Here is a 24,954-nt window from a genome sequence, read left to right as displayed (position 1 = left end):
CGATCAAACCGGCTTCCGCAGGCGGAAGCAGGAGTGGAGGTAGGCGCTTTCGAGGTGGGGCTAGCACTACCTGGACAGTGGTCGCCGCCCCACCCTTACTTTCGTCAGGGTCGTCTCCTGCCTTCGGACGGTGCCGTCCTCCTCCCGGCGGCGGATAACGTCGGTGCGGTGAGGCATCTGCGCCGTCTTCGCCGGGAGAGCCGCCGCCAGGTGGTCTACGACCTGCTGCTCTGGATCGCGCTCGGCGTCTTCATCGCCGCGATGGGCCCCGACCCGTTCAAGGACCCGGCCGCGTTCGGCATGGTGACCGCGCCCAGGGTCGTGCTCGCCGCGGCGGCGGTGCTCGTCGGCCGGCCCTACCCGCTGGCCGCGCTGGTGCTGCTGCTGCCGCTCGGTCCGTGGCGGTTCACCGAGGGGTTCGCCACGGTGGACCTGAGCTGGCTGCTGCCCAGGCAGGGTGTCAAGATCTTCCCGCTGTTGCCGACCTCGCCGTTCATCATCTGGTACGCCTATCTCACCGGCCGGCGGCTGAGCCGGGTGTGGCCGGCGCCGGCGGCGTTCTGCCTGGTCACGTGCGTGGGCGTGAGCGTGGTGCTGGTCATGGGCGGCGACCTGGCCCTGTGGGTGTCCATGGTCACCGCGCTCGTCGGCACGTATCTGGTGCCGTACCTGCTCGGGCTGCTCAGGCGCAGGCTGCTGCAGCAGCGGCGGCAGACCAGGCTGTCGGTCGCGGCGCAGGCCAGGCTGCGCGAGCGGGCCAGGATCGCGCGGGACATGCACGACTCGCTCGGCCACGACCTGGCCCTGATCGCGGTCCGGGCGGCGGGGCTGGAGCTGGCTCCAGGACTCGACCCGGCGCAGGTCAAGGCGGCGGGAGAGCTGCGGCTGGCGGCGGCGGACGCCACCGAGCGGCTGCGGCACATCATCGGGCTGCTGCGCGAGGACTCCGACCCGCCGCCGCTGTCCCCCGTGGACGAGCCCGTGGTGGGGCCCGTGGATGGCGACGTGGCCGAGCTGGTGTGGCGGGCCAGGGACTCCGGCATGTCGATCACCCTGGATCTGGCGCCGGGACCGGTGCCCGGCCTGGCCCGCGCCGTGGTGCAGGAAGGGATCACCAACGCCGCCAAGCACGCGCCCGGCGCCGCCGTGCAGGTCTCGGTCTCGCCGTACCGCGTGGCCGTGCGCAACGGGCCGCCGCGCTCCCGCCCGACGGCGTTGTCCGGCGGCCTGGGGCTGGCGGGCCTGCGCGAGCGCGTACGCCTCGCGGGCGGCACGCTGACCGCGGGACCCGCGGGCGACGGCTTCGAGCTGGCCGTCACCCTCCCTCTCACGGGGGAGGAGGATCCCCTTCACTCGGGAGTGAACCGGCGGCCGGACGCGCGACGCTCGGGAGCATGACACGACAAAGAGCGGGGATAGGCCGCGTCACCGCCGCGATCGTCACGGCCGCCGCGATGCTGCCCTATCTCACCTTGAAGATCCTCTGGCTCACCGGAAGCTCCGTCGGGGTGGACGATCCCGCGCTGATGAGCGACCCGGCGATGATCGGGGCCAACGCGGCGACCTTCGGCATGGAGGCCGTGGGCCTGGCGCTGACGCTGGCACTGACCACCCGGCTGAGCATGCGCCTGCCCGCCTGGCTCGTCCTGCTGCCCCTGTGGGTGGGCATCGGGCTGCTGTCGGAGATCGTGGTGACGCTGCCGCTGTCCACGCTGGTGTACGGGCCCACGCTGTTCAGCGCCGCGGCCGGGCCCATCCAGCCGTGGGTCTACCTCATGGTCTACGGCGGCTTCATCGTTCAGGGCGTCGGCCTCATGACGGTCTTCGCGCTCCACGCCAGGGAGCGGTGGCCGGGAGTCTTCACCACGCGGGTCGATCACGCCTTCGCCAGCCCCACCAGGTCGTTCCAGACGGTCGTGGCCCGCGGCGCGTTCCTGGTGGCCGCGCTGGTCGGCGGGGTCAGGATCTACTGGGCGGCCGGCGGCACCGCCGGGGTCCCCGCCGCCACGAGCCTCACGGCCGGCATCCAGAACGGGTTCAAGGGCGTGCTCGCCATCGCGGGCGCCGCCGCGCTCGTCGCCCTCGTCAGCCGGCGCGGGCGCGGGCCCTTCTGGCGGCCGCTCGTCGTGGCCTGGCTCGGTTCTGGCTCGATGTTCGGCTTCGGCTTCTACAGCACGATCACCGCGGCCACCGTTGACCAACTCGGCGCGATCTCGGGCGCGGTGCGGCTCGTGGACCTGTTCGGCATGCTGACCGGCCTCGTCATGGGGATGTGCGGGGCGTTCCTGCTGGCCGAGCGGTCAGGCGTGGGCGGGGGTGTGCGCGCGGGTGTGGGCTCAGGTGTGGGCGACGTGCAGCCGGCGCAGGAGGCGCTTGAAGCCGATGATCGAGATGGCGATCGCCAGACCGCTGATCACAGCCACCCCTGAGGTCCGCAGCAGCATGAACGTGCCCAGCGACCCGGCCAGCGACTCGTAGACCGCCAGGAAGATGCTCAGGGTGGAGTTCATCAGCAGGACGAACGCCCACAGCAGCGTGATCCTGGCGAAGAACCTGCGGACCCGCTCGTGCTTGAGCACCGCCGACGGCAGATGGATGTAGTCGAGCGTGAGCTTCTGCACGAGCGGCCGGTTCAGCCGGACCGACGCGAGGAAGACCATGCTGATGCAGATCGTGCCCATCTCCGGCTGGATGAAGAACCACATCCACGTGCCGGTCCAGAAGGCCACGACGGCCCTGATGGTGATCGCGAACGCGGCCAGCCACATGGTGGCGGGCACCTTGACCCGCTTGACCAGCCGCCAGGCGACGCCGAAGTAGACCCAGGCGACGGTGGCGAAGAGCGCCCACTTGAATCCGAGGACGACCATGGCGAGGTAGAACACCGCCAGCGGTGCGACGACGCCTTCGAGCAGCTTGGGAGCCGCCTGCCGGGCGAGCGCGGTGAGGCGTGGGAGGGTGACCTGAGGATGGTTCAAGGCTGCTCCGCAGATTGGCCGACGATCAGCGTCTACCCGGGCTTCGGGGGACCAGGCTTTCCAGATGGACCGCTCGCTGTAACCCTGGCGGCATCCCGTCGTCCTGGGAAGCACGCCGGTGGCTTACCGTACCCGAGGCGAGATGATGCGACTGCCTCTTTTGACACGCTCCATCTGTTCCCAACCAAATCAGCAGAGCCTTGAACCTTTCTTTCAGTCGAGTGAAGCTGTGGCCGGTTTCGCCCAGAAAGCGAGCGGCTGGGCCACCACGACCTGCGCTCGGGCACCGCGCCGGCGTACTGGACGCCGCCTGCTCGTGGGGTAAAACTCCTGACCCATGACGGTATCGCGGGAACAATACCTATTGACCGGATCGGGAATCGGGCTATACGTGGAGAGATGACTCTCTGGACTCCAGATCCCACGTTCTACCCCTCTCCCCGGGACGCGGCGCAGGCGGCTTCCGAGCGGCTCGCGTACGTCGCCGCCTTCGACCGGACGGCTACGCGGCCGGACGCACTGGCTGTGATCGACACCGATCCGGCCTCGCCAGGCTACGGCACGGTGGCCGGCTGGACGGACCTGCCGGGCACCGGCGACGAGTTGCACCACTTCGGCTGGAACGCCTGCAGCAGCGCCCTGTGCCCCAGCGCGCCGCACCCGCACGTCGAGCGGCGCTACCTCGTCGTCCCCGGGCTGCGCTCCTCGCGCATCCACATCTACGACACCAAGGACCGGATCAGTCCGGAGCTGGTCAAAGTCATCGAACCGGAGACGCTCGCCCGCCGCGCCGGCTACTCGCGCCCGCACACCGTCCACTGCGGCCCCGACGGCCTGTACGTGTCGGCGCTCGGCGGCGCGGACGGCCGGGACGGGCCAGGGGGCATCGCGGTCCTCGACCACACCACGTTCGAGGTGACCGGGCAGTGGGAGGTGGACAGGGGACCGCAGTACCTGGCCTACGACTTCTGGTGGCACATCAACCACGACGTGCTGGTGACCTCGGAGTGGGGCACGCCGTCGATGGTCGAGGACGGGGTGGTCGGTGAGTTGCTGCTCGGCCGGAAATACGGCCACAAGCTGCACTTCTGGGACCTCCGCAAGCGTACGCACGTCCAGGAGGTCGACCTCGGCGACGAGCACCAGATGGCGCTGGAGCTGCGCCCGGCCCACGACCCCACCCGCCTGTACGGCTTCGCCGGCGTGGTCACCAGCGTCGCGGACCTGTCGGCGTCGGTCTGGCTCTGGTTCCACGAGGACGGGCGCTGGCAGGCGCGCAAGGTCATCTCCATCCCCGCGGAACCGGCCGGCGCCGACCACCTGCCGCCCGTCCTGCAGCCGTTCGGGGCGGTGCCGCCGCTGGTGACCGACATCGCCCTGTCGGTGGACGACCAGCGCCTGTACGTCTCCTGCTGGGGCACCGGCGAGCTCAAGCAGTACGACGTGTCGGATCCGTACAAGCCGGTGGAGCTGGGCTCGCTCCGGATCGGCGGCATCATCGGGCAGGCACCGCACCCGGCCAGGCCCGATCTCGCGCTGCGCGGCGGGCCGCAGATGGTCGAGGTCAGCCGCGACGGCCGCCGCGTCTACCTCACCAACTCCCTGTACGGCTCCTGGGACGACCAGTTCTATCCCGACGGCGTCGGCGCCTGGATGGCCAAGGTCGACACGGCCGCGTTCACCTTCGACGAGCGTTTCTTCCCGTACGGCGACGACTTCCGCGGCCTGCGCCCCCACCAGGTGCGCCTGCAGGGCGGGGACGCCTCCTCCGACTCGTACTGCTTCCCGTGACCCTCACCGCGGTGCTCCTGCTGGGAGCCTTCCACGGCCTGAACCCCGCCATGGGCTGGCTCTTCGCGGTGGCCCGCGGCCTGCAGGAACGCAGCATGGACCGGCTGCTGCAGTCGATCCCGCCGATCGCCCTGGGCCACCTGGCGTCCGTGGCCCTGGTGGCCCTCGTGGTGGCCGCCACCGGCTCCCTGGTCACCGGGACCGTGCTCTCGGTGACCGGCGGGGTGGTCCTGGTGGCCTTCGGCCTGTGGCGCCTGCTCTCGACCCGTCACTTCCGCTGGGTGGGCATGCGCCTGTCGCTCTGGCAGCTGGCCGGCTGGTCGTTTCTCATGTCCTCGGCCCATGGGGCGGGACTGATGCTCCTCCCGATCTTCACCGGCATGACCGCGGAAGGCCACGCGGGCCACGCCGTGTCGGGAGGACTGGGCGTGGCGGCCTTCCACACGCTGGCCATGTTCCTGGTCGCCGGGCTCGTCGCGGTGCTCGTCTACAAGCTGGCCGGCCTGACGGTCCTGCGCCGCGCCTGGTTCAACGTGGACCGCATGTGGGCGGTGGCCCTCATCGCCGCCGGGATCATCACCCTGGCCCAGCTCTGAGCGAGATCAGTCGCGTCGATGGTGGTTGTCATCGTCGCCATTGAGGCCGAGACTTCGGGTCCTATGGAGCACCAGTACCCTTTTCGTTTCCTACACGCCCGAGCGCCACGACCCCGAGGAGATGGTCCGGCGGGGTGCGGAGTTCTGCCGGCTCATGGACCGCCACCCGATGGCGTTCCTCAGCGAGATCTGCGAGCGCCCGGCCACATCCTGTTCCCCGTCGGGTGCGCCGCGGACGGCGCAGAAGTCCCGGACCTGGCCAGGAAACCGCTGACCGAGGCCCTGATCCCGATGCCAGGAGAGCCTTCCTAGACCTCCCTGGGTACGGGCCTGGAGGGCCGGAACTCCTGCAGGACCGTGTCGGCCTGGTCCGCGCGCTCGGTGCCGCGCAGCAGCTCCGACAACGCCAGCGCGGCGAACTCGTTGCCGTCGTCGACCGCCTCGCGCAAGGCCGGCTCCGCCTCGTCGTCCCTGCCCGCCTCCTCCATGAGGCCGGCCAGCTCCCGCATCGACATGGTGTCCCCCGGCATGGCGCTCGGCCGCCACACGTCGCATGCGGCGTCGACCTGCCCGGACCGCAGCAGGAACGTTTCCGGCTCATCACTAATTGGCTTATAAGTTGCAACGTATAGAAATAGCCGGTTTGTCGGGTGTGGCGGGATTGGGTCTTGTAAGCACGGGGTGTCAAGGCTACGATCGCGACAACTCTTAGGAAACTTTCCTAACAGTAATCGCCCATCGGACAAGATCTGACTGCCTCAGCAAGGCACCCCCAACCACCGGTCCGCGCCGACACCCCCCGAAGGCCCGTGTCTCACCTCCACGGGCCGTGCCGTACGGCTTGCGCTCTCACCCCCCGGCGCGAGCCGTACGGCACGCCACCCCCCAAAGGAAGAACCCGTGAGACTTCGCGCGATCGTCCTTGCGCTCGCCACCCTCGCCCTCACCGTGACCGCCCTGCCGGCCCACGCCGCCGCGGCCACCGCGACCTTCGTCAAGGTCGCCGACTGGGGCTCGGGATTCGAGGGCAAGGTCACCGTCACCAACGGCACCACCACGACCATGTCGGGCTGGAACGTCCAGTTCGACGTCCCCGCCGGGTTCTCGATCCCGTCCGCGTGGGACGCGGTCATGTCGAGGAACGGCCAGCACTACACGTTCACCAATCCCGGCTGGGCCCCCACGCTCGCGGCGGGCGCCAGCGCGAGCTTCGGCTTCAACGGCAGCCCAGGCAACTTCCCCGGCATCACCGGCTGCACGCTGAACGGCGCCTCGTGCGGCGGCTCGTCCGCCGAGGTCCCCGGCCGGCCCGGCGCCGCCTCCGCCACCTCCACGGCCAACGCCATCACTCTCAACTGGGGAGCGTCCTCGGGCACGGTGACCGGCTACCGCGTCTACGAGGGCACTTCTGTCAAGGCCACTGTCACGGGCACCACCGCGACCATCGGCGGGCTCGGGACCTGTGAAAGCCACACGTACACCGTCAAGGCGTACAACGCGGCCGGAGAGTCGGCCGCCGGCGCGCCCGTCACGGCCACCACCACCGGCTGCGGCACCGGCGTGCCGGGCAAGGTCACCGGGATCGCCGTGACCGGCTCTACCTCCACCGGCGCCACGCTGAGCTGGCCCGCCGTCCCCGGCGCCACCGGTTACAAGATCCGGCTGAACGGCGCACTCGTCGCCACCGTCACCGGCACCACCCACGCACTCAGCGGCCTGTCCGCCTGCACCTCCTACACGATCACGATCAACGCGTCGAACGCCGCCGGCGACGGCCCGGTCAGCGACCCCACCAGCCTCACCACGCCGGGCTGCACGGGAGGGACGCTGCCCAAGCACTTCCTCACCGGCTACTGGCACAACTTCGTCAACCCCGCCGTGGAGCTCAAGCTCTCGGCCGTGCCCAACGAGTACGACCTGGTCGCGATCGCGTTCGGCGAGGCCACGGCCACCGCGGGCGAGGTCGTCTTCGCGGTCGACCCGGGGCTCGCCACGGCGGTCGGCGGCTACACCGACGCCCAGTTCAAGTCCGACGTCCAGGCCCTGCACCAGCGCGGCAAGAAGGTCATCCTGTCCGTCGGCGGCGAGGCCGGGCGCGTGCAGGTGGCGAGCGCGGCTGCGGCGACGAAGTTCGCCGACTCCGTGTACACCCTCATGCAGAGCCACGGCTTCGACGGCGTGGACATCGACCTGGAGAACGGCCTCAACGCCACCTACATGGCCCAGGCCCTAAGGTCGCTGCGCGCCAAGGCGGGCGCCGGCCTGATCATCACCATGGCCCCGCAGACCATCGACATGCAGTCGACCGGGATGGAGTACTTCAAGCTCGCCCTGTCCATCAAGGACATCCTCACCGTCGTCCACACGCAGTTCTACAACTCCGGCTCCATGCTCGGCTGCGACCAGGCCCAGGCGTACTCGCAGGGCTCGGTCAACTTCATGACCGCGCTGGCCTGCATCCAGCTCGAGAGCGGCCTGCGCCCCGACCAGGTGGCGCTGGGCCTGCCGGCCGGACCGGGGGCCGCGGGCGGCGGCATCGTCTCGCCGGCCCTCGTCAACCAGGCGCTCGACTGCCTGGCCAAGCGGACGGGCTGCGGGACCTTCGTGCCGCCGCGCGCGTACCCGGAAATCAGAGGCGCGATGACCTGGTCCATCAACTGGGACGCCAGCAACAACTGGTCGTTCTCCAAGACCGTCAAGCCCCACCTCCAGGGAATGCCATGAGACTCACCGCCTTATTGACCGGAGTGGTCCTCGCGCTGAGCGGGACCGGGATCGTCACCGCCGCGCCCGCGGCCCACGCCGAGGTCCAGATGATGGCCGCCGCGTGGGCGCCGTGGACGGCGTACGCCACCGGCGCGGTCGTCACCTACAACGGCGTCGACTACGTGTGCCTGCAGGCTCACACCTCCCAGCCCGGCTGGGAGCCGTCGAACGTGCCCGCGCTCTGGAAGGCCGGCACGGGCGGCGGCGGTGACACCGCGGCGCCCAGCGTGCCCGGCAACCTGCGCTCGACCGGCGTCACCTCCAGCAGCGTCGCGCTGGCCTGGAACGCCTCCACCGACAACGTGGGCGTCACCGGCTACAACGTCTACCGCGGCGGCACGCTGGTCACCACGGTGACAGGGACCTCCTACACCGACACCGGACGCGCCGCCTCGACCGGCTACACCTACACCGTCAGGGCCCGCGACGCCGCGGGGAACCTGTCCGGCGTCAGCAACTCCGTCACGGCCACCACCTCGGGCGGCACCGGCGCCCCCGGACAGCCGGGCACCGTCAGCACCTCGGCCACCGGCTCCAGCATCGCGCTCAGCTGGGGCGCCTCGTCCGGCACCGTGACCGGCTACCGCGTGTACGAGGGCTCGGCCCAGCGCGCCCAGGTCACCGGGACCAGCGCGACGATCTCCGGGCTCGGCGCGTGCACGACGCACACGTACACGGTGCGGGCGTACAACTCGGCGGGGGAGTCGGCGGGACGGGACGCCACCGCCACCACGACGGGCTGCAGCAACCCCACCAAGATGCCCGGCGCCCCCTACCTCTACATGGGCTGGGGCAACCCGCCCAACCCGGGCACGGTGATGGACGCGACCGGCGTCAGGTCGTTCACGATGGCGTTCATCCTGGCCAGCGGCGGCTGCAACCCGGCGTGGGACGGGCAGCGCCCGCTGACCGGCGGCGCCGACCAGCAGGCGATCAACACGATCAAGTCCAAGGGCGGCAGCGTCCAGATCTCCTTCGGCGGCTGGTCCGGCAACAAGCTCGGCCCCAACTGCTCGACGCCGCAGGCGTTCGCGGGCGCGGTGCAGCAGGTGATCAACGCCGTCGGCCCCGCCGTCGTGGACTTCGACATCGAGAACACCGACGAGTTCGAGAACTACACCGTCCAGGACCGCATTCTGAACGGCCTCAAGATCGTCAAGCAGAACAACCCGAACGTCAAGGTCGTCGTCACCTTCGGCACCTCCAGGACGGGCCCGAACGCGCACGGCATCCGGCTCATCAACCAGGCCAAGGCGCTGGCCGTGCCGATCGACAACTTCACGATCATGCCGTTCGACTTCGGCGGCTCGAACATGTACCAGGACACGGTCAACGCCTCCGAGGGACTGAAGAACGCACTCAAGAACGCGTACGGCTGGACCGACGCCCAGGCGTACGCGCACATGGGCATCTCGGGCATGAACGGCCTGTCCGACCAGCAGGAGCTGACCTCCCCGGCCACCTGGACGCAGATCCGTGACTGGGCCAACTCCCACGGCCTGACCAGGCTCGCGTACTGGGCCGTCAACCGTGACCGCCCCTGCCCGGGCGGCGGCGTGACCTCGAACTGCAGCGGCATCGCCCAGGCCGACTGGGAGTTCACCAGGACCACCGCCGGCTTCTGACCCGCTGAGCGGCCCGTCCCTCGCCGGGGCGGGCCGCATGGAGGAACCCCCCATGAAACTCCGAGGACCGGCGGTCTTGCTCGTCTCGGGACTGATCGCCCTCCACGCCACCCCGGCCGCCGCCGCGAACATCCTGGCCAACCCCGGCTTCGAGGCCGGACTGAGCGGCTGGACGTGCTCCGCGACGTCGGGGGCGCAGGCCGTGCCGTCCCCCGCGCACGGCGGCACCCAGGCGCTGCGGGCCACCCCGCAGGGCAACGACCACGCCAGGTGCCAGCAGACCGTCAACGTCCGGCCTGGCACCACCTACCAGCTGTCGGCCTGGGTGCAGGGCACGTACGTGTTCCTGGGCGCCACCGGCACGGGCGTCGAGGCCAGCACCTGGGGCGCGCCGGGCGGCCAGTGGGGCCAACTGCGCACCTCCTTCACCACGGGCGCGTCGGCCACCTCCGTGACCGTGTACGTCAACGGCTGGTACGGCCAGAGCGCCTACCTGGCCGACGACGTGGTGCTCGACGGGCCAGGCGGCACGCCGGACACCCAGGCGCCGACCGTCCCGGGCAACCTGGCCGTCGGCGGGGTCACCGGCTCCAGCCTCACCGCGAACTGGTCCGCCGCCACGGACAACGTCGGGGTCGCCCGCTACGAGGTCTCGCGCGACGGCGGCGCCCCGGTCGCCGTCACCGGCACGAGCCACCAGGCGACCGGGCTGAGCGCGTCCACCACGTACCGGTTCAGGGTCCGGGCCTGCGACGCCGCGGGCAACTGCTCGCCCTACACCGCCGAGGCGAGCGGCACCACGACGGCGGGCGGCGGCTCGGGCGGTGGGTTGCCGAAGCGGGTGATGGTCGGCTACCTGCACGCGTCATTCGCCAACGGATCCGGATATATCAGGATGAGTGATGTGCCCAGCGAATGGGACGTCATCAACCTCGCCTTCGGCGAACCCACCTCGGTCACCTCGGGCGACATCAGGTTCAGCCAGTGCCCGGCCGCCGAGTGCCCGAACGTCGAACCCGAGGCGGACTTCATCGCCGCCATCGGAGCCAAGCAGGCGCAGGGCAAGAAGGTGCTCATCTCGATCGGCGGCCAGAACGGCCAGGTGCAGCTCACGACCGCGGCCGCGCGCGACACGTTCGTACGCTCGGTGTCCGCCATCATCGACAGGTACGGCCTCGACGGCCTCGACATCGACTTCGAGGGCCACTCGCTCTACCTCAACCCGGGCGACACCAACCTCGCCGCCCCGACCACCCCGGTCATCGTCAACCTGATCTCGGCGCTGAAGACGCTCAAGAGCCGCTACGGAGCGGGATTCGTGCTCACCATGGCTCCTGAGACGTTCTTCGTCCAGCTCGGCCACCAGTTCTACGGCCCGGGACCGAACGGCGCGGCCGACAACAGGAGCGCCTCCTACCTGCCCGTCATCCACGCCATGCGCGACGACCTGACCCTGCTCCACGTGCAGGACTACAACTCGGGCCCGATCATGGGCCTGGACGCCCAGTACCACACGATGGGCGGGCACGACTTCCACGTGGCCATGACGGACATGCTGCTGGCCGGCTTCCCGATCATGGGCAACGCGGCGAACGTGTTCCCGCCGCTGCGCCAGGAGCAGGTCGCCATCGGCCTGCCCGCCTCGCCGAACGCGGGCAACGGGTTCACGACCGTGGCGGAGGTGCAGAAGGCGTTCGACTGCCTGGCCAAGGGGGCCGGCTGCGGGACGTACCGGCCGCGCGGGGTCTATCCGAACCTGCGCGGGTTGATGAGCTGGTCGATCAACTGGGACAGGTACAACGGGTTGCAGTTCGCCAGGAGCCATCGGGCGTACCTCGACGGGCTCACGTGACCCTCACCAGCTGGGTCGGCTTGAGCGGGATGCCGAGGCCGGGCGGGCGGTAGACGGGCAGCGCCTCGCCGTACTCGCGCATCCAGGCGTGGTCGACCAGCAGCCGCATCCGGCCGCCCTCCCGCCCGTCACGCGGCTCCGCCGGAGCCGCGTGACCGGCCATCCCGTCCATCGCCCGCGCCACCAGATCGGGGTCGGGCGGTGACAGGTCGCAGTGGTCGTCGGGACCGATGAGCAGGTCCACGTCTGGCGGCAGCGGGTAGATCGGCCGCGGCAGGGCCAGCACGCGCGGCGAGGGCGCCATCGGCCAGCCGTCGCGCACCGCCTCCAGCAGTACGGAACGCGACGTCCGCCGGTGGAACAGCCCGTCGGCCAGCGCCCAGCTCAGCGCCCCCACGTCCGACCGGTCCTCGCCGCACGCGTGCAGGCACAGGTACGGCACCAGCGGGATCCCCGCCCCGCCCGCCTGCGCCCACCCGCCGCCGCACCCGGTCAGCACCAGCAGCGCCAGCATCGCCCGGTAGGCCGTGTCGGCGTGCGGCGTCTCCAGCCGGCCCGGCACGATCACGCACCGGCCGCCCGTCTTCTCCGCCGTCACGCCCAGCTCCCGCGCGATCTTCAGCGTGCGCGACGCCGCCACCCCGGTGCACGCCTCCTGCCAGGCCGGCGTGTACGGCTCCAGCCGATCGTCGTAACCCCCAGGCCACACGCCGGGCAACCCGGGCCTGGCCAGCCCGTAGACGGCCAGCAGCAGGTCGAACACGGTCGTCACCAGCTCGTCCCCGTCCCGCAGCACCGGCACCCCGCGCCGCAGCACCCCGGGACCGTCGTCGAAGCGCGGCAGCAGCACCTCCACCGCCTCGCCGCCGTAGAGGCTCAGCCGGTCGCAGACCCGCCCCGCCAGCCCGCCAGGCACGAACGCCGCCTCCCGCTCCCGCAGCCGCACCAGGAACGGCAGGTCCGTGCGCTCCATCGCGTGCCCATGGAACGGCGTGCGGTCCAGGAAGAACTCCTTGAGCAGCACGTGCCCCATGGCCATGGCCAGCGCGCCGTCCGTGCCAGGCCGCACGACCAGCGTCTCGTCGGACAGCCGCGTCGGATGCGTGCCGATCGCGACGACCTTCTGCCCCTTGTAGCGCCCGGCGATCACCATGGGAGCGCCGGCCGTGCGGGCGAGCCGGTTGTTCTCACCCCACAGCAGCACGTACGCCGCCCGCGCCCAGTCCTCCGCCCGCGGACCCGCGAACCTGGGCCCCAGCACCTGCTCCGGCGCGCACGGGTGCTCGGTCAGCACCGCCCCGCCGAGCCCGCCGACGAGCCGGGCCAGCGGCGAGGTCGCCAGCGCCGCCACCCGGTCGGCGCCGTGCCGCGCGGACGTGTGCGCGATCGCCGCCGCGGCCAGCTCGGCGGCCGTGCCGTCGTCGAGCGGGACCCGCCTCTCACCTCGCGAGCGCTGATATTCCTGTGAGTTTCCTGTGAGTTTCGCCCAGGCCGCGACCGGGTCGCGCGACCCGTCCCGTACCTCGAAGTAGAGCCTGACCAGTGCCTGGTTGACCTGCGATCCCCCCATGGGAAAAGTTCAACACAGACGGTGATGTTCTATCGCGATACGTGACGGCATGTCGGGGATAAGAATCGCAAGCCCAGGTGGCAGCACTCTTGGTGTTACGGCAGGCTAGGGGCCGCCATGGATTACGCAGTCATCACGGGGATAGTCCTCGTCGCCGGTGTCGTGCTCGCGATCGTCGCCCAATGGCGTGATTGGCGACCCCCTCTTGTCGTCGCCATCGTCGTCGGCGTCGCGGTCCGGGTGCTGATCATGTACACGTCGGCGATCGACACGTGGCAGCCCGTGGACTTCGTGGAGAGCTTCAAGCCCGCGGGGGAGGCCGTGCTGCGCGGTCAGGATCCGGTCCTGGCGAGCGAGGGCGGCTGGCACTTCCTGCCGACCATCCCCTACGTCTACGGCATCCTGCTGTGGCTGGGCATCCCCTGGGAATACGCGGGCCGCCTGGTCACCGTGGTCGCGGACATCGTGCTGATCCCACTGGTCGGCAAGCTGGCCGGCGGCCCCAGGGCGTCCCTTCGCGCCTTCCAGTACGCACTCAGCCCACTGGCCCTGCTGGTCGCCTCGGTCCATGGCCAGGTCGAGCCGGTCGCGCTCGTGTTCGGGGTGGCCGCGTTCGTCGTCGCCCGCGGACCGGGCTCGCCGGAGCGGCCAGGCATGACGACCGACGTGATCGCGAAGGCGCGCCAGGGCCTCGCGATCCACGGCGTACGCGGCTCGATCCCGAAGCTGATCGGCATGCTAGGCCAGGCCCTGCGGCCAGGCCCCGATGACCGGGCAGGGCTGAAGCGGGCGGCGCTGGCGGGCCTCCTGATGGGCCTGGCGCTGTGCGCGAAGAGCTGGCCGATCTGGCTGATCCCCGGCATGCTGCTGCTTCTGCCCAACCTGCGCGCCCGGATCGCGGGCCTGTTCCTCACCGGGCTGGTGCCGCTCTTCTTCCTGGTCACGCTGCCGATCTTCGCGGGCACGGCGCTCAACCAGATCCCGGAGGTCATCCGCACCATCCAGGACATCAGGCCGATCGTCGGCGAGTGGGGCTGGACGCCGTGGTTCACCGAGGGCCAGTGGGCCCTGCGCCCGGAGCTGGCGTCGTTCGGCACGAACCTGATCTACGTCAGTGTCGTGGCCGCCGTGCTCTACTGGCGGCGCGCAGACCCGATCGACATGACCACCGCCATCCTGCTGATCTTCATGATCATGACGCCCCGGCTCGGCGCCCAGTACCTGCTGTGGTTCATGCCGTTCCTGGTCGCCAGGCCCACCAAATTCGCCTGGCCGGCCATCATCGGCGCGTCCTTCTGGGCGGCGTACGGCTATCTCTACATGACGCAGTTCGACTTCGACACCTGGTGGATCCTGCACTCGCACTGGTCTCGGGCGTCGATCGTGCTGCTGCCGATCCTGGCGCTGGCCCTGCCGTGGGGCCGCCGCGTCGCGGCGACCCCGGCGGTGACCCTCTCCCAGGGGGTCCTCGGCTCCGGCCACGGTCACGTCAAGGGCATAGGCGCCCCCACAACGTGACCCACTGGTCCGGGTGGACGTACCCCACGACGGCGTCGCGGGGGACTCCTGCGGCCTCCAGCGCGGCGTCCACCCCCTGGTAGCGGGTCTTCAGCGAGGCCCGTACCGAGCCGCCGACCCCGCCGAAGCCCAGCTCGACCAGCTCCTGGTAGGAGCGGCGGCCGCGCACCAGCGGCTCCGGCCTGCGCTGGAGGCGCAGGATCGCCGAGTCGACGGAGGGGACCGGCCGGAAGCTGTCCCTGCCGATCGTGTCGCCGAGCCGCCAGGTGAACCACGGCCACGACTCCACCGTGACCAGGCTCCAGCGGCCGTAGTCGCCCGCGCGCTTGCGGGCGTACTCCCGCTGCGTCAGCAGCGTCGCCGAGGTCAGGGCCGGCGCCCGCAGGCACCAGTCCACGATCTTCGACGTGACGGAGTAGGGGATGTTCCCCACGACGGCGAACGGCTCGCGCGGGGCCCGCGCGGCCGTGAAGTCGCCCCTGACGACGTCGATCCCCGGATCGCCCGACGTGCGCGAAGCCAGCCGGGCGGCCAGCCGTGGATCGATCTCGTAGCCGACGACCCGCGCGCCCGCCGCGGCGAGCGCCAAGGTGAGCACGCCTTCGCCGGAGCCGGGCTCGAGCACGAGCCCTTCCGGCGCGGCGGCCTTCACCACGAGGTCGACGGCATGCCTGTCGACCAGGAAATTCTGCGACAACGTGCGCCTCGCCCGATCTCTGGGCGTGCGGCCGCCACCGCCGTTCCTGGCCTTCTTCTGGGTGTGTGAATAGTTTCCGTGCGCGAAATTCTGCGCCACAGCACTGCCCTTCCGGGTCCTCGAGATCGTCTGGTCTCGAAGGGCCCTGGGCCGCGCGTCGCGGACGCTTCGCCTCAGGTCATCGCGTCCGCGGGCGGGCCAGAGCCCGGCCGTGGCGGATGCGCGTGAAAACCTGGCAGCAGAACATGCATGACATGCTCGTCACTGTAGGGAGCGGCCTCGCGGCGCGGCAACGCGATTTCCGCTTTGAGCTCGCATTGAGCTGGCTCGGGTACACCTTTACCCATGGACAGATCGGCCAGGGTGCTCGTCGTGGACGACGAGCCGAACATCCGCGCCCTGCTCTCGCAGACCCTGCGACTGGTCTCGTTCGAGGTACGGACCGCCGAGACGGGGGCGGAGGCGGTGACGGTCGCCAGGGAGTTCAGGCCCGACATCGTGGTGCTCGACGTGATGCTGGGGGACTTCGACGGATTCGAGGTCGCCAGGCGGCTCGGTGAGCGCATTCCCGTGCTGTTCCTGACCGCGCGCGACGGGGTCGAGGACCGCGTACAGGGGCTGTCGCTGGGCGCCGACGATTACGTGGCCAAGCCGTTCAGCCTGGAGGAGGTCGTGCTGCGCATCCGCGCCATCCTGCGGCGCAGCGGCGCCAAGCCCCAGGACGACGTCCTGCGCTACGCCGACCTGGAGCTGGACGCGCAGGCCCACGAGGTGCGCAGGGCGGGGGTGCCGGTCGACCTGTCGCCCACCGAGTTCAACCTGCTCGAATACCTGCTGGCGAACGCCGGCCGGGTGGTGAGCAAGGCACAGATCCTCGACAGCGTCTGGCGCTACGACTTCGACGGCGACTCCAGCATCGTCGAGTCGTACGTCTACTACCTGCGCAAGAAGATCGACAAGTGGGAGCCGCAGCTCATCCACACCGTACGCGGCGTCGGCTACACGCTGAGGACCCCGCGATGAGACCCGCCACCTGGACCCTGCGCACCCGCCTGGTCATGGCCATCCTCGGCCTCACCACGCTCGCGCTCGTGTTGTCCAACGTGGTCGGCGTCATGCTGCTTCGCGACAACCTGATGGACCGCGTGGACGATCAGCTCCAGCAGTTCTCCAAGGCCACCTCCGCGAAGACCTTCCAGGCGTTGCGGACGAAGCCGATCACCAACGGCCTGGAAGCCCTGATCGGCAAGCGGATCTCGGCGATCCAGCGGATGCTGATCTACGACGCCGACGGCACGTTGCGCTACCAGTCCGCCGACGAGCAGGACCAGCCCGCCCCGGTCATCGACGTCATCAGGACCGACGTCCCCTACACCGTGCCGGGCACGACGGGCGACTCATGGCGGGTCCGCGCCGTCGAGTTGTCCACCGGCGAGACGTGGGTGTTCGCCCAGTCGCTCGCCGAGCTGGAGCAGACCCTGACCTCGGCCATCGTCATCGCGGTCGCGGTCAGCGCGTTCGTGCTGCTCCTGCTCGGCCTGGCCGCCGCCGCCGTCGTACGCCTCGGCCTGCGCCCCCTGACCAGGATGGAGGCCACGGCGGGCCACATCGCGCGCGGCGACTTCGCCCGCAGGGTGCCGGGACACGACCCGCACACCGAGCCCGGCCGCCTGGCGGGCGCCATGAACGTCATGCTCGACCGCCTCCAGTCCGAGATCGCCGCCAGGACCGACTCCGAGGCCAGGATGCGGCGCTTCCTCGCCGACGCCTCTCACGAGCTGCGCACCCCGCTCACGTCCGTCCGCGGCTTCGCCGAGCTGCACAGAAGAGGCGGCGGCGACACCGACGAGACGATGCGCAGGATCGAGGACGAGGCCGCCAGGATGGGCGTGCTCGTCAACGACCTGCTCACGCTGGCCCAGCTCGACGAGGAACGCCCGCTCGACCGCCGCCCCGTCGACCTCCTGGAGGTGGCCGCCGACACGATCCGCGACGCCCGCGTACGCGTGCCGGACCGGCAGGTCAGGCTGACCGCCCTCGGCGACCAGCTCGCGCCCGTCTCCATCGTCGGCGACGAGGCCCGTCTGCGCCAGGTGGCCGCCAACCTGGTCGGCAACGCGCTCTGCCACACGCCGCCCGACGCCGCGATCACCGTCAAGCTGGGCAGGTCCGGCGGCATGGGGGTGCTGGAGGTGTCGGACACCGGTCCCGGAGTGCCGCCCGAGCACGTGCCGAGGCTGTTCGACCGGCTCTACCGGGTCAGCGCGGGCAGGTCCAGGGCCGACGGCGGCGCCGGGCTCGGCCTGGCCATCGTCTCGGCGATCGTCCGCGCGCACGGCGGCCGGGTCGAGCTGGACACAGCGCCCGGTGCGGGCGCGACCTTCCGCGTGCTCCTACCTGACTCCCAGGCGGCTCCAAGCCCGCGTTGAAGAGCGCTCGGCACATTCGGAGCATGAGAAAGACACTGATCGTCACAGCGCTCATGGCCGCGGTCGCGGTCGCGGGCTGCGGCAGCCGGCAGGGCGACACCGGCGTCGCCTCCGTAGCCGCCGCCGGCACCGCCAAGCCGGCCGCCAGCGCGTCGTCCACCACCACGGCGGACCCGGAGGAGCAGGGCAGGAAGTTCGCCGCGTGCATGCGCGAGAACGGCGTGCCCATGGAGGATCCGGGCCCCAAGGGCGGCGGCGGCCTGACCAAGATCGAGGGCGTCGACAAGAAGAAGGTCGCGGAGGCACTCGAGGTCTGCCGCGCCGAAGCGCCGGCCAAGGTGGCCGACCGCGCCAACCCGCAGAACGTCGAACAACTTCGCAATCTCGCGCAGTGCATGCGCGAGAACGGCGTGGACATGCCCGACCCCAACCCCGACGGCACCTTCGCCAACGGCACCATGGGCACCATCGCGCGCGAGGATCCCAAGACCATGAAGGCGCTCCAGGCCTGCAACAAGTCCCTGGGAAGAGGGACGGGCAAGTGACGCAGGTGCAGGAGAAGAACGAACGCGCGCTCCGCGCCCTGCCGCCCCGTCGCCGCCGCCCGCTGCGCGTCCTCGCCTGGACGGGCGGGGTCGCGCTGCTCGCCGCCGCCGTCGCGGCCGCCGCCGTGGGCTTCGGCGGCGGCAGCGCAGGTACGGCCGCCGCCACCCGGACACCCCCGGCCACCGTCAAGGTGACCCGTACGACCCTGACGGCGACCAAGACCGTGGACGGCACCCTCGGCTACGGCGACCCGCTGACGGTCGCCGGCAAGTCCCAGGGCACGATCACCTGGCTCCCCGGCGAGGGCTCCACCATCACCAGGGGCCACGGCGTCTACAGCGTGGACGCCGACCGCCGCCCCCTCCTCTACGGCACCATCCCCCTCTACCGCACCCTGGAGGACGGGGTCGAGGGCAAGGACGTCGAACTGCTCGAACGCAACCTGGACAAGCTCGGCTACACCGGCTTCGACGTGGACAACGCGTTCACCTGGTCCACCAGGGAGGCGGTCGAGGACTGGCAGGAGGACCTGGGCCTCGACGTCACGGGAAGGGTCGAGCCCGGTGACGTCGTGGTGGCCGACGGCCGCATCCGCGTCGCCGAGCTCAAGAAGACCCTCGGCGACCCGGGCAGCGGCCCCGTGCTCACCGCCACAGGCACCACCCGCGAGGTGCTCGTCAACCTCGACGTGGCCGACGAGCACCTGGTCAGGAAGGGCATGAAGGCCACTGTGGAGCTGCCCGACGGCAGCACCGTGAAGGGCGAGGTCGCCGGCGTCGGCAAGGTCGCCACCGAGACCGGCAGCGGCACGGACACCGCCACCACGGTCGAGGTCAGGGTGTCGGTGAGTGGGCTGAAGAAGTCGTTCGACGCCGCGCCCGTGGACGTCACGATCGTCTCGGAGCAGCGCGAGAACGTCCTGGCCGTACCGGTCGGCGCGCTCGTCGCCCTCGCCGAGGGCGGTTACGGCGTACAGGTCGTGGAGGGCGCCGCCACCCGCTACGTCGCGGTCGAGACCGGCATGTTCGCCGACGGCAAGGTGGAGGTCACGGGCGTGAACGAGGGCATGACCGTGGCGGTGCCCAAGTGATCGTGGAATTGCACGACGTGAGCAAGGAGTACGGCGACGTCGCCGCACTCCGCGGCGTCTCCATGGGCATCGACCACGGCGAGCTCGTCGGCATCGTCGGCCCGTCGGGGTCCGGCAAGTCGACCATGCTCAACATGATCGGCACCCTCGACCGCCCGACCGGCGGCACCGTACGCATCGCCGGGCACGACGTGCTCTCACTCAACGACAAGCAGCTGTCCGCCCTGCGCGCGAACGTCATCGGCTTCGTCTTCCAGCAGTTCCACCTCACCACCGGCGTGCCCGTGCTGGACAACGTGGCCGACGGCCTCCTGTACGCGGGCCCGTCCCCGCGCGAACGGCGCCTCCGGGCGTACGACGCCCTGGAACGCGTGGGGCTCGGGCACCGGCTCGGCCATCGCCCGCACGAGCTGTCCGGCGGCGAGCGGCAGCGCGTCGCCATCGCCCGCGCCGTGGTCGGCGACCCGCGACTGCTGCTGGCCGACGAGCCGACGGGCAACCTCGACTCCCGCTCAGGAGCCGGGGTGATGGAGCTGCTGCGCGAACTGAACGCGGCGGGGACCACCGTGGTCATCATCACCCACGACCGCGACATCGCCGCCTCGCTCCCCAGGCAGATCGAGATGCTCGACGGCCGCGTCGTGCCGGACGGGGTGCGGGTATGAGCGTCCTCGTCCCGGCCCGTATGCGGCCACGCGACGTGATCAGGGTCGGCGGCTCGGGGCTGCGGTCCAGACCGCTGCGGGTGTTCCTGTCGGCGCTCGGGATCGCCATCGGCATCGCCGCCATGCTCGGCGTCGTCGGCATCTCCGCCTCCAGCCAGGAGAACCTGAACCGGCAGCTCGAAGCGCTCGGCACCAACCTGCTCACCGTCTCGCCCGGCCAGAACCTGTTCGGGGAGGCGTCGCACCTGCCCGCCGAGTCAGAAGGCATGATCGACCAGATCGAGCCCGTCACCGCGGTCACCGCGACCGGCACGACCCCCGCCAACGTCTACCGCAACGACCACATCCCGGCCGCGGAGACCGGCAGCGTCTCGGTCACCGCCGCCCGGCTCGACCTGCCCGCGGACGTCGGCGCCACCGTCGTCAGCGGCGTCTGGCTGAACGAGGCCACCCACCGCTACCCCGCCACCGTGCTCGGCGCCAAGGCGGCCGACCGGCTCGGCGTCGTCCAGGCGGGTCCGGACCAGCGGGTCTGGCTGGGCGAGCAGTGGTTCACCGTCGTCGGGGTGCTCGCGCCCGCGCCGCTCGCCCCCGAGCTCGACACGGCCGCGCTGGTCGGCTGGCCGGTCGCGGCGGAGCGGCTGGGCTTCGACGGCTACGCCACCACGATCTACGCCAGGGCGCGGGAGGAGTTCGTCGCCGACGTACGCGACGTGCTCGGCGCCACCGCCAACCCCGAGAGCCCCAACGAGGTCGAGGTGTCCAGACCGTCGGACGTGCTGGCCGCCAAACAGGCCACCGACGCCACACTGAACGCCCTACTCCTCGGCCTCGGCGGTGTCGCACTGCTGGTCGGAGGCGTGGGCGTGGCCAACACCATGGTCATCTCGGTCCTGGAGCGGCGTGCCGAGATCGGGCTGCGCCGCTCGCTGGGGGCCACCCGCGGCCAGATCCGCGTCCAGTTCCTGGCCGAGTCGCTGCTGCTGTCGGCCATCGGCGGGATCGGTGGGGTGCTGCTCGGCATCGGCGTCACCTCCGCGTACGCGGGCATCCAGAGCTGGCCCGCGATCGTGCCCGTCTGGGCCATGGTGGGCGGCGTCCTCGCCACGCTGGCCATCGGCGGCATCGCGGGCTTCTACCCAGCGGTACGCGCCGCCCGCATGTCACCGACGGAGGCTCTCGCTACTCCGTGACGATCACCCTGATCAGATGTCCGTGCGACTTGTACGCGGGGGCTTGCCCCCGCGTTGACAGAACGACTCTTCCCCGCTTATTGGGGGGAGCGCGGGGGGCTTGCCCCCCGCGTGGGGCGTACGAGGAAGGTCGGCTCCGCGATCACGGACAGCAGCCGGATCACGGCCCGGTGCATGCCGATGCCCGCCGGCCGCTCCTCCGGACGCGCCCGCACCTCGTAGAACCCGTCGTCGAGCAGTCGCGCGCCCAGCACCTCCCAGCCGGGCGCGCGCCGCAGATGGGGCAGGAGGTGCGCGTCGGGGTCCTCGGTCACCCACCCGTCCCCGCGCATCGCCTCCTCCAGCTCGTGTACGGCGGGCAGCATCGCCGCCGCGTCGCTCACTCCGGTGAACCGCTCGTCGATGTTCCACCGCCGCTGCTCCATACGTCCGATTGTGACAAGAAGGCGGCACGGGTACCGGGATAGCTTCGCGGTGCGAGCTCACTACGGGAGGACCACCGACATGGACATGCTCGACCGCGCGGAGAGATACCTCCAGCTGCACGGCAGGCTGATCGACCGGCTGCGCTTCGACGCGCTGTTCCGTGGCGGCTCGCGCGAGCGGGTGCTGGACGCGCTGCGCTGCTATCAGAACCCCGACGGCGGCTTCGGCCACGCACTCGAACCCGACCTCCGCGGTGCCGGCAGCCAGCCGGAGCCTGTCGAGGTGGCGTTCTGGATCCTGGCCGAGCTCGACGCCTTCGACTCGCCGATGGTGCCCGCCGCCTGCGACTACCTGTTGCGTGTCAGCGCGCAGGACGGCGGCGTGCCGTTCGTGCTGCCTTCCGTCAGGGGCACGCCGAGCGCGCCGTGGTGGCAGGCGGACGACGACCCGCCCGGCCACCTCGTACCGACCGCGTCCCTCGCCGGGCTGCTGCACGAGCACGGCATCACCCATCCATGGTTGCCCGCCGCGACCGACTTCTGCTGGTCCCGCATCGCCTCACTGGAGGAGATGAGCCCGTACGACGCTCGCGCGGTGGTGACATTCCTGAACCTGGTGCCCGACCGGGACCGGGCGGAGGCCGAGTTCGCCCGGCTGCGGGACGCCATCCTCGCCACGGTCGCCTTCGACCCGCACGAGACCGGGCACGCGCACTTCCCGCCGGACTTCGCGCCGGAGCCGTCGCGGCTGCCGCTGTTCTCGGCGGAGGTCATGGACACCCACCTCGACGTGCTCATGGCCACCCGGTTCGACGACGAGGCGGTGGGCGTCAACTGGTCGGTCTGGACCCCGGTGGTCGCGCACGAATGGGGCGGCCACCTCGCCGTACACCGCCTCAAGACACTGCGCGCGTACGGGCGGCTGCCCGGGTGAGACGCTTCTGTCGGTGCGGTCGCGTACGTTGGGCCCATGTACGTGGAACGGCCACCCGAGCCCGACCTCGCAGGCCGCATCGCCTGCGTGTGGCACCAGGTCAGCGAGGCCGACTCCACCCAGCTCGTGGTGCCGGATGCCTGCGTCGACCTCATCTGGGGCCCCGAGGGGCTGTTCGTGGCCGGTCCCGACACCGGGCCCATGCCCACGCCGATGGCGGCCGGAGACACGTTCGCGGGCATCCGCTTCAGGCCGGGCGCGGCGGGCGACGTCTTCGGCGTCCCGCTGTCCGACCTGCGTGACCAGCGCGTCCCGTTGTCCGACCTCCCCGCGCTGTCCGACCTGCGTGACGAGCGTGTCCCGCTGGTCGACCTCCCCGCGCTGTCCGACCTTCGCGCGCTGTCCGTCCCGGGGTGCGAGCCGCGGCTCGGCGCCCGCCTGGCGGCCATGCGGTGGGCGGTCCGGCACCGGCTGGCCCGATCGGCCACCGTCGACCCCGCCGTCCCGGCCGTCGCCACGGCCCTCCGGCGCGGCCGCACCGTCGCGGAGGTGGCCAGGGACCTCGGCCTCAGCGAGCGCCAGCTGCACCGCCGCAGCGTGAGCGCGTTCGGCTACGCGCCCAAGACCCTGCAGCGCATCGTCCGCTTCCAGCGTGCGCTGCGGCTGGCCCGCGCGGGCGTCCCACTGGCCGAGGTCGCCGTCACGGCCGGCTACGCCGACCAGGCGCACCTGTCACACGACGTCAAGCGGCTGAGCGGGGTGGCGATGGGCCACCTGGTCTCACCCGCGCGGGCGACTGCCTGACACGAGCGCCCGCACCCACCCGGCTCGCGGATCGCTGTCGATCAGCACCGCCCGCGCCAGCAGGCTCAGCGGAATGGCCAGGATGGCGCCCAGCGGCCCCAGCACGAACGTCCAGACGATCAGCGAGATGAACGTCATCGTCGTCGACAGCCCCACGGCGTCGCCCAGGAACTTCGGCAGGATGAACGACTGGGTGACGACGTTGATGACGGTGTAGGCGGCGATGACCAGCACCATCGTCTGCACCCCGCCGTCCAGCAGGGCGAGCAGGGCGGGCGGCACCAGGCTGATGACGAAACCGACGTTCGGGATGTAGTTGGCGATGAGCGCGAGCACCCCCCAGAGCAGCGGCAGGGGCACGTCCAGCAAGGTCAGCGCCAGGACGTTGAGCGTCGCGTTGATCAGCCCGAAGACGGTGGAGACGATGAGATAGCGGCGCGTCTTGTGCGCGAACATGGCCAGCGCCGTCACCAGCTGCGGCCTGTTCCCCTCCCCGGTGGTCAGGATCTTCGCCGTCACCGGCGCGTCCAGACACATGGCCAGCAGCAACACGATGATGAGGAACAACGCCGACAACACGCCGATCAGACTGCCGAGCAGCCCCTGCGCCAGCCCGAGCACCCGCCCGGGATCGATCGCCTCCAACCCCCGGTTGAGCAAGTCGTTGCTGATGCCGTGCGTGGTGGCCCACTGCTGGGCGTCGGCGAGCAGCTGCTGGAACTCGGGGGCGTACGCGGGCAGCAACGAGGTCAGCTCGGTGATCGAGATGGTCAGGATGCCGACCATGCCCACCAGCACCAGCACCACGATCAGGAACGGCACCGCGACCTGGATCCAGATCGGGGCCCTCATGGCGTCGAGCCGGCTGCGTACCGGGGAGACGGCGATGACCAGGACGAGTGCCAGCACGACTGGCCCGGCGATGGAGGCGACCTCGCGCAGACCGAAGAGGGCGACCACCGCCGCGGCGATGCCCACCAGGATGATGAGCGGCCTGGGGACGGGTTGATCTCGCACGCCTCCGTACCTACCCAGGGTGCGCGGGAGATCCATCGGCATCGCCCATACGGCGACCGCGTTTGCCATCGGCCGGCGTCGCCGTGGTCGTCTCGTTACCGGACGACCGCCGGCGGGTGCTCGCGCAACCGATTTGACGGTTCCCTGAGGCGTACATAGAGTTCACCAGTCCCGCGGGGACGGCGCTGGTCGCCGGTCCCACCCGGGGACCGCTCCTGACACTTCCACTCCGATGGGCTGGTAAGTTAGAGGGGTTGTCCCGGAAGGGGCGCGGCTTAATTTCCGCAGATTGTGCGAGTCGGGTCAATTTGACAGAGACTTGAACGGCTGGGAAGATTAAGACACAACGAAATGAACGCCCCTGAGCGGGAATGTGAAAGTTCCTGTGAGGGTGTACGCGGCCGTTTCTTGAGAACTCAACAGTGTGTTAAAAGCCAGTGCATGTTTTACATGTATGA

At 70.7% G+C, this 24,954-nt stretch carries 22 protein-coding genes; 16 read left to right on the top strand and 6 right to left on the bottom strand.

The window, feature by feature from the left end; all coding sequences use genetic code 11:
• The first annotated feature begins 168 nt into the window (after nucleotides 1-168).
• Nucleotides 169-1,398: a sensor histidine kinase gene (locus ITP53_RS08885; RefSeq protein WP_207755699.1), complete on the top strand. Its 1,230-nt coding sequence runs from the start codon at nucleotides 169-171 to the stop codon at nucleotides 1,396-1,398.
• The gene (locus ITP53_RS08880; protein WP_195894835.1) at nucleotides 1,395-2,429 is read left to right on the top strand and encodes a hypothetical protein; all 1,035 of its coding nucleotides are present in this window, start codon (nucleotides 1,395-1,397) and stop codon (nucleotides 2,427-2,429) included. The genes ITP53_RS08885 and ITP53_RS08880 overlap by 4 nt, the downstream gene beginning before the upstream one ends.
• Here ITP53_RS08880 and ITP53_RS08875 read toward each other — a convergent pair.
• Nucleotides 2,337-2,978, bottom strand: a complete 642-nt coding sequence (locus tag ITP53_RS08875) for a VC0807 family protein (RefSeq protein WP_195894834.1) — start codon at nucleotides 2,976-2,978, stop codon at nucleotides 2,337-2,339. The two genes, ITP53_RS08880 and ITP53_RS08875, sit on opposite strands and share 93 nt — an antisense overlap.
• A gap of 399 nt (nucleotides 2,979-3,377) precedes the next feature.
• Between ITP53_RS08875 and ITP53_RS08870 the strand changes: the two genes are divergently transcribed.
• Nucleotides 3,378-4,769, top strand: a complete 1,392-nt coding sequence (locus ITP53_RS08870; RefSeq protein ID WP_195894833.1) for a selenium-binding protein SBP56-related protein — start codon at nucleotides 3,378-3,380, stop codon at nucleotides 4,767-4,769.
• Nucleotides 4,766-5,365: a hypothetical protein gene (locus tag ITP53_RS08865; RefSeq protein ID WP_195894832.1), complete on the top strand. Its 600-nt coding sequence runs from the start codon at nucleotides 4,766-4,768 to the stop codon at nucleotides 5,363-5,365. Before ITP53_RS08870 ends, ITP53_RS08865 begins: the two co-directional genes overlap by 4 nt.
• 308 nt (nucleotides 5,366-5,673) lie before the next feature.
• Here ITP53_RS08865 and ITP53_RS08860 read toward each other — a convergent pair whose 3' ends face one another.
• Nucleotides 5,674-5,895: a hypothetical protein gene (locus tag ITP53_RS08860; protein ID WP_195894831.1), complete on the bottom strand. Its 222-nt coding sequence runs from the start codon at nucleotides 5,893-5,895 to the stop codon at nucleotides 5,674-5,676.
• A 370-nt stretch (nucleotides 5,896-6,265) separates the two neighbouring features.
• Here ITP53_RS08860 and ITP53_RS08855 point away from each other — a divergent pair, with 370 nt between their 5' ends.
• Genes ITP53_RS08855 through ITP53_RS08845 form a run of 3 tightly spaced genes read left to right on the top strand, consistent with a single transcriptional unit; the run spans nucleotide 6,266 to nucleotide 11,608 of the window.
• Nucleotides 6,266-8,089, top strand: coding sequence for a cellulose binding domain-containing protein (locus ITP53_RS08855; protein ID WP_195894830.1), 1,824 nt, complete (start codon nucleotides 6,266-6,268; stop codon nucleotides 8,087-8,089).
• Nucleotides 8,086-9,756: a carbohydrate-binding protein gene (locus ITP53_RS08850; protein WP_195894829.1), complete on the top strand. Its 1,671-nt coding sequence runs from the start codon at nucleotides 8,086-8,088 to the stop codon at nucleotides 9,754-9,756. The genes ITP53_RS08855 and ITP53_RS08850 overlap by 4 nt, the downstream gene beginning before the upstream one ends.
• A 52-nt stretch (nucleotides 9,757-9,808) precedes the next feature.
• Nucleotides 9,809-11,608, top strand: a complete 1,800-nt coding sequence (locus ITP53_RS08845; RefSeq protein WP_207755698.1) for a chitinase — start codon at nucleotides 9,809-9,811, stop codon at nucleotides 11,606-11,608.
• Here the strand turns inward: ITP53_RS08845 and ITP53_RS08840 are convergent.
• Nucleotides 11,601-13,178, bottom strand: a complete 1,578-nt coding sequence (locus ITP53_RS08840; RefSeq protein WP_195894827.1) for a molybdopterin-dependent oxidoreductase — start codon at nucleotides 13,176-13,178, stop codon at nucleotides 11,601-11,603. The two genes, ITP53_RS08845 and ITP53_RS08840, sit on opposite strands and share 8 nt — an antisense overlap.
• Nucleotides 13,179-13,295: 117 nt before the next feature.
• Between ITP53_RS08840 and ITP53_RS08835 the strand changes: the two genes are divergently transcribed.
• The gene (locus ITP53_RS08835) at nucleotides 13,296-14,696 is read left to right on the top strand and encodes a hypothetical protein (protein WP_195894826.1); all 1,401 of its coding nucleotides are present in this window, start codon (nucleotides 13,296-13,298) and stop codon (nucleotides 14,694-14,696) included.
• Here the strand turns inward: ITP53_RS08835 and erm are convergent.
• Nucleotides 14,668-15,393 carry an ErmE/ErmH/ErmO/ErmR family 23S rRNA (adenine(2058)-N(6))-methyltransferase gene (gene erm / locus ITP53_RS08830; protein WP_236050617.1) on the bottom strand — a complete coding sequence of 242 codons (726 nt, stop codon included), beginning with the start codon at nucleotides 15,391-15,393 and terminating at the stop codon, nucleotides 14,668-14,670. The two genes, ITP53_RS08835 and erm, sit on opposite strands and share 29 nt — an antisense overlap.
• A gap of 345 nt (nucleotides 15,394-15,738) precedes the next feature.
• Between erm and ITP53_RS08825 the strand changes: the two genes are divergently transcribed.
• The 6 genes from ITP53_RS08825 to ITP53_RS08800 are packed head-to-tail and all read left to right on the top strand — an operon-like array spanning nucleotide 15,739 to nucleotide 21,316.
• Nucleotides 15,739-16,416: a response regulator transcription factor gene (locus ITP53_RS08825; protein WP_195894824.1), complete on the top strand. Its 678-nt coding sequence runs from the start codon at nucleotides 15,739-15,741 to the stop codon at nucleotides 16,414-16,416.
• A complete protein-coding gene (locus ITP53_RS08820) occupies nucleotides 16,413-17,822 on the top strand; it encodes a sensor histidine kinase (RefSeq protein WP_207755697.1) in 1,410 nt (469 codons plus the stop codon). The genes ITP53_RS08825 and ITP53_RS08820 overlap by 4 nt, the downstream gene beginning before the upstream one ends.
• A gap of 23 nt (nucleotides 17,823-17,845) precedes the next feature.
• Nucleotides 17,846-18,367 carry a hypothetical protein gene (locus ITP53_RS08815; protein WP_195894823.1) on the top strand — a complete coding sequence of 174 codons (522 nt, stop codon included), beginning with the start codon at nucleotides 17,846-17,848 and terminating at the stop codon, nucleotides 18,365-18,367.
• On the top strand, nucleotides 18,364-19,458 hold the full coding sequence (locus ITP53_RS60150; protein ID WP_207755696.1) for a peptidoglycan-binding protein: 1,095 nt from the start codon (nucleotides 18,364-18,366) through the stop codon (nucleotides 19,456-19,458). Before ITP53_RS08815 ends, ITP53_RS60150 begins: the two co-directional genes overlap by 4 nt.
• Nucleotides 19,458-20,123: an ABC transporter ATP-binding protein gene (locus tag ITP53_RS08805; protein ID WP_328814319.1), complete on the top strand. Its 666-nt coding sequence runs from the start codon at nucleotides 19,458-19,460 to the stop codon at nucleotides 20,121-20,123. The genes ITP53_RS60150 and ITP53_RS08805 overlap by 1 nt, the downstream gene beginning before the upstream one ends.
• Nucleotides 20,120-21,316, top strand: coding sequence for an ABC transporter permease (locus ITP53_RS08800; RefSeq protein ID WP_195894822.1), 1,197 nt, complete (start codon nucleotides 20,120-20,122; stop codon nucleotides 21,314-21,316). Before ITP53_RS08805 ends, ITP53_RS08800 begins: the two co-directional genes overlap by 4 nt.
• A gap of 77 nt (nucleotides 21,317-21,393) precedes the next feature.
• Here the strand turns inward: ITP53_RS08800 and ITP53_RS08795 are convergent, their stop codons facing one another.
• Entirely contained in the window at nucleotides 21,394-21,741 is a 348-nt protein-coding gene (locus ITP53_RS08795) for a hypothetical protein (RefSeq protein ID WP_195894821.1), read from the bottom strand.
• 79 nt (nucleotides 21,742-21,820) lie between these two features.
• Between ITP53_RS08795 and ITP53_RS08790 the strand changes: the two genes are divergently transcribed.
• Nucleotides 21,821-22,675, top strand: coding sequence for a hypothetical protein (locus tag ITP53_RS08790; protein WP_195894820.1), 855 nt, complete (start codon nucleotides 21,821-21,823; stop codon nucleotides 22,673-22,675).
• A gap of 36 nt (nucleotides 22,676-22,711) precedes the next feature.
• Complete coding sequence (locus ITP53_RS08785; protein WP_195894819.1) at nucleotides 22,712-23,479, top strand: DUF6597 domain-containing transcriptional factor; 768 nt, start codon at nucleotides 22,712-22,714, stop codon at nucleotides 23,477-23,479.
• Here the strand turns inward: ITP53_RS08785 and ITP53_RS08780 are convergent.
• Nucleotides 23,456-24,496: an AI-2E family transporter gene (locus ITP53_RS08780; protein ID WP_328814316.1), complete on the bottom strand. Its 1,041-nt coding sequence runs from the start codon at nucleotides 24,494-24,496 to the stop codon at nucleotides 23,456-23,458. The genes ITP53_RS08785 and ITP53_RS08780 overlap by 24 nt on opposite strands.
• Nucleotides 24,497-24,954: the final 458 nt, after the last annotated feature.

Source organism: Nonomuraea cypriaca, assembly GCF_015645445.1.
Lineage (GTDB): Bacteria > Actinomycetota > Actinomycetes > Streptosporangiales > Streptosporangiaceae > Nonomuraea > Nonomuraea cypriaca.
Note: the sequence above shows the minus strand (reverse complement) of the source record. Positions and strands in the feature narration are given on the sequence as shown.

Excerpts from the sequence above, each read along its gene's own strand:
- ITP53_RS08880 (WP_195894835.1), top strand. The coding sequence starts at position 1,395 with ATGACACGACAAAGAGCGGGGATAGGCCGCGTCACCGCCGCGATCGTC.
- ITP53_RS08870 (WP_195894833.1), top strand. The coding sequence starts at position 3,378 with ATGACTCTCTGGACTCCAGATCCCACGTTCTACCCCTCTCCCCGGGAC.
- ITP53_RS08860 (WP_195894831.1), bottom strand. The coding sequence starts at position 5,895 with ATGCCGGGGGACACCATGTCGATGCGGGAGCTGGCCGGCCTCATGGAG.
- ITP53_RS08850 (WP_195894829.1), top strand. The coding sequence starts at position 8,086 with ATGAGACTCACCGCCTTATTGACCGGAGTGGTCCTCGCGCTGAGCGGG.
- ITP53_RS08845 (WP_207755698.1), top strand. The coding sequence starts at position 9,809 with ATGAAACTCCGAGGACCGGCGGTCTTGCTCGTCTCGGGACTGATCGCC.
- ITP53_RS08840 (WP_195894827.1), bottom strand. The coding sequence starts at position 13,178 with ATGGGGGGATCGCAGGTCAACCAGGCACTGGTCAGGCTCTACTTCGAG.
- ITP53_RS08835 (WP_195894826.1), top strand. The coding sequence starts at position 13,296 with ATGGATTACGCAGTCATCACGGGGATAGTCCTCGTCGCCGGTGTCGTG.
- ITP53_RS08825 (WP_195894824.1), top strand. The coding sequence starts at position 15,739 with ATGGACAGATCGGCCAGGGTGCTCGTCGTGGACGACGAGCCGAACATC.
- ITP53_RS08820 (WP_207755697.1), top strand. The coding sequence starts at position 16,413 with ATGAGACCCGCCACCTGGACCCTGCGCACCCGCCTGGTCATGGCCATC.
- ITP53_RS08815 (WP_195894823.1), top strand. The coding sequence starts at position 17,846 with ATGAGAAAGACACTGATCGTCACAGCGCTCATGGCCGCGGTCGCGGTC.
- ITP53_RS08800 (WP_195894822.1), top strand. The coding sequence starts at position 20,120 with ATGAGCGTCCTCGTCCCGGCCCGTATGCGGCCACGCGACGTGATCAGG.
- ITP53_RS08795 (WP_195894821.1), bottom strand. The coding sequence starts at position 21,741 with ATGGAGCAGCGGCGGTGGAACATCGACGAGCGGTTCACCGGAGTGAGC.
- ITP53_RS08790 (WP_195894820.1), top strand. The coding sequence starts at position 21,821 with ATGGACATGCTCGACCGCGCGGAGAGATACCTCCAGCTGCACGGCAGG.
- ITP53_RS08785 (WP_195894819.1), top strand. The coding sequence starts at position 22,712 with ATGTACGTGGAACGGCCACCCGAGCCCGACCTCGCAGGCCGCATCGCC.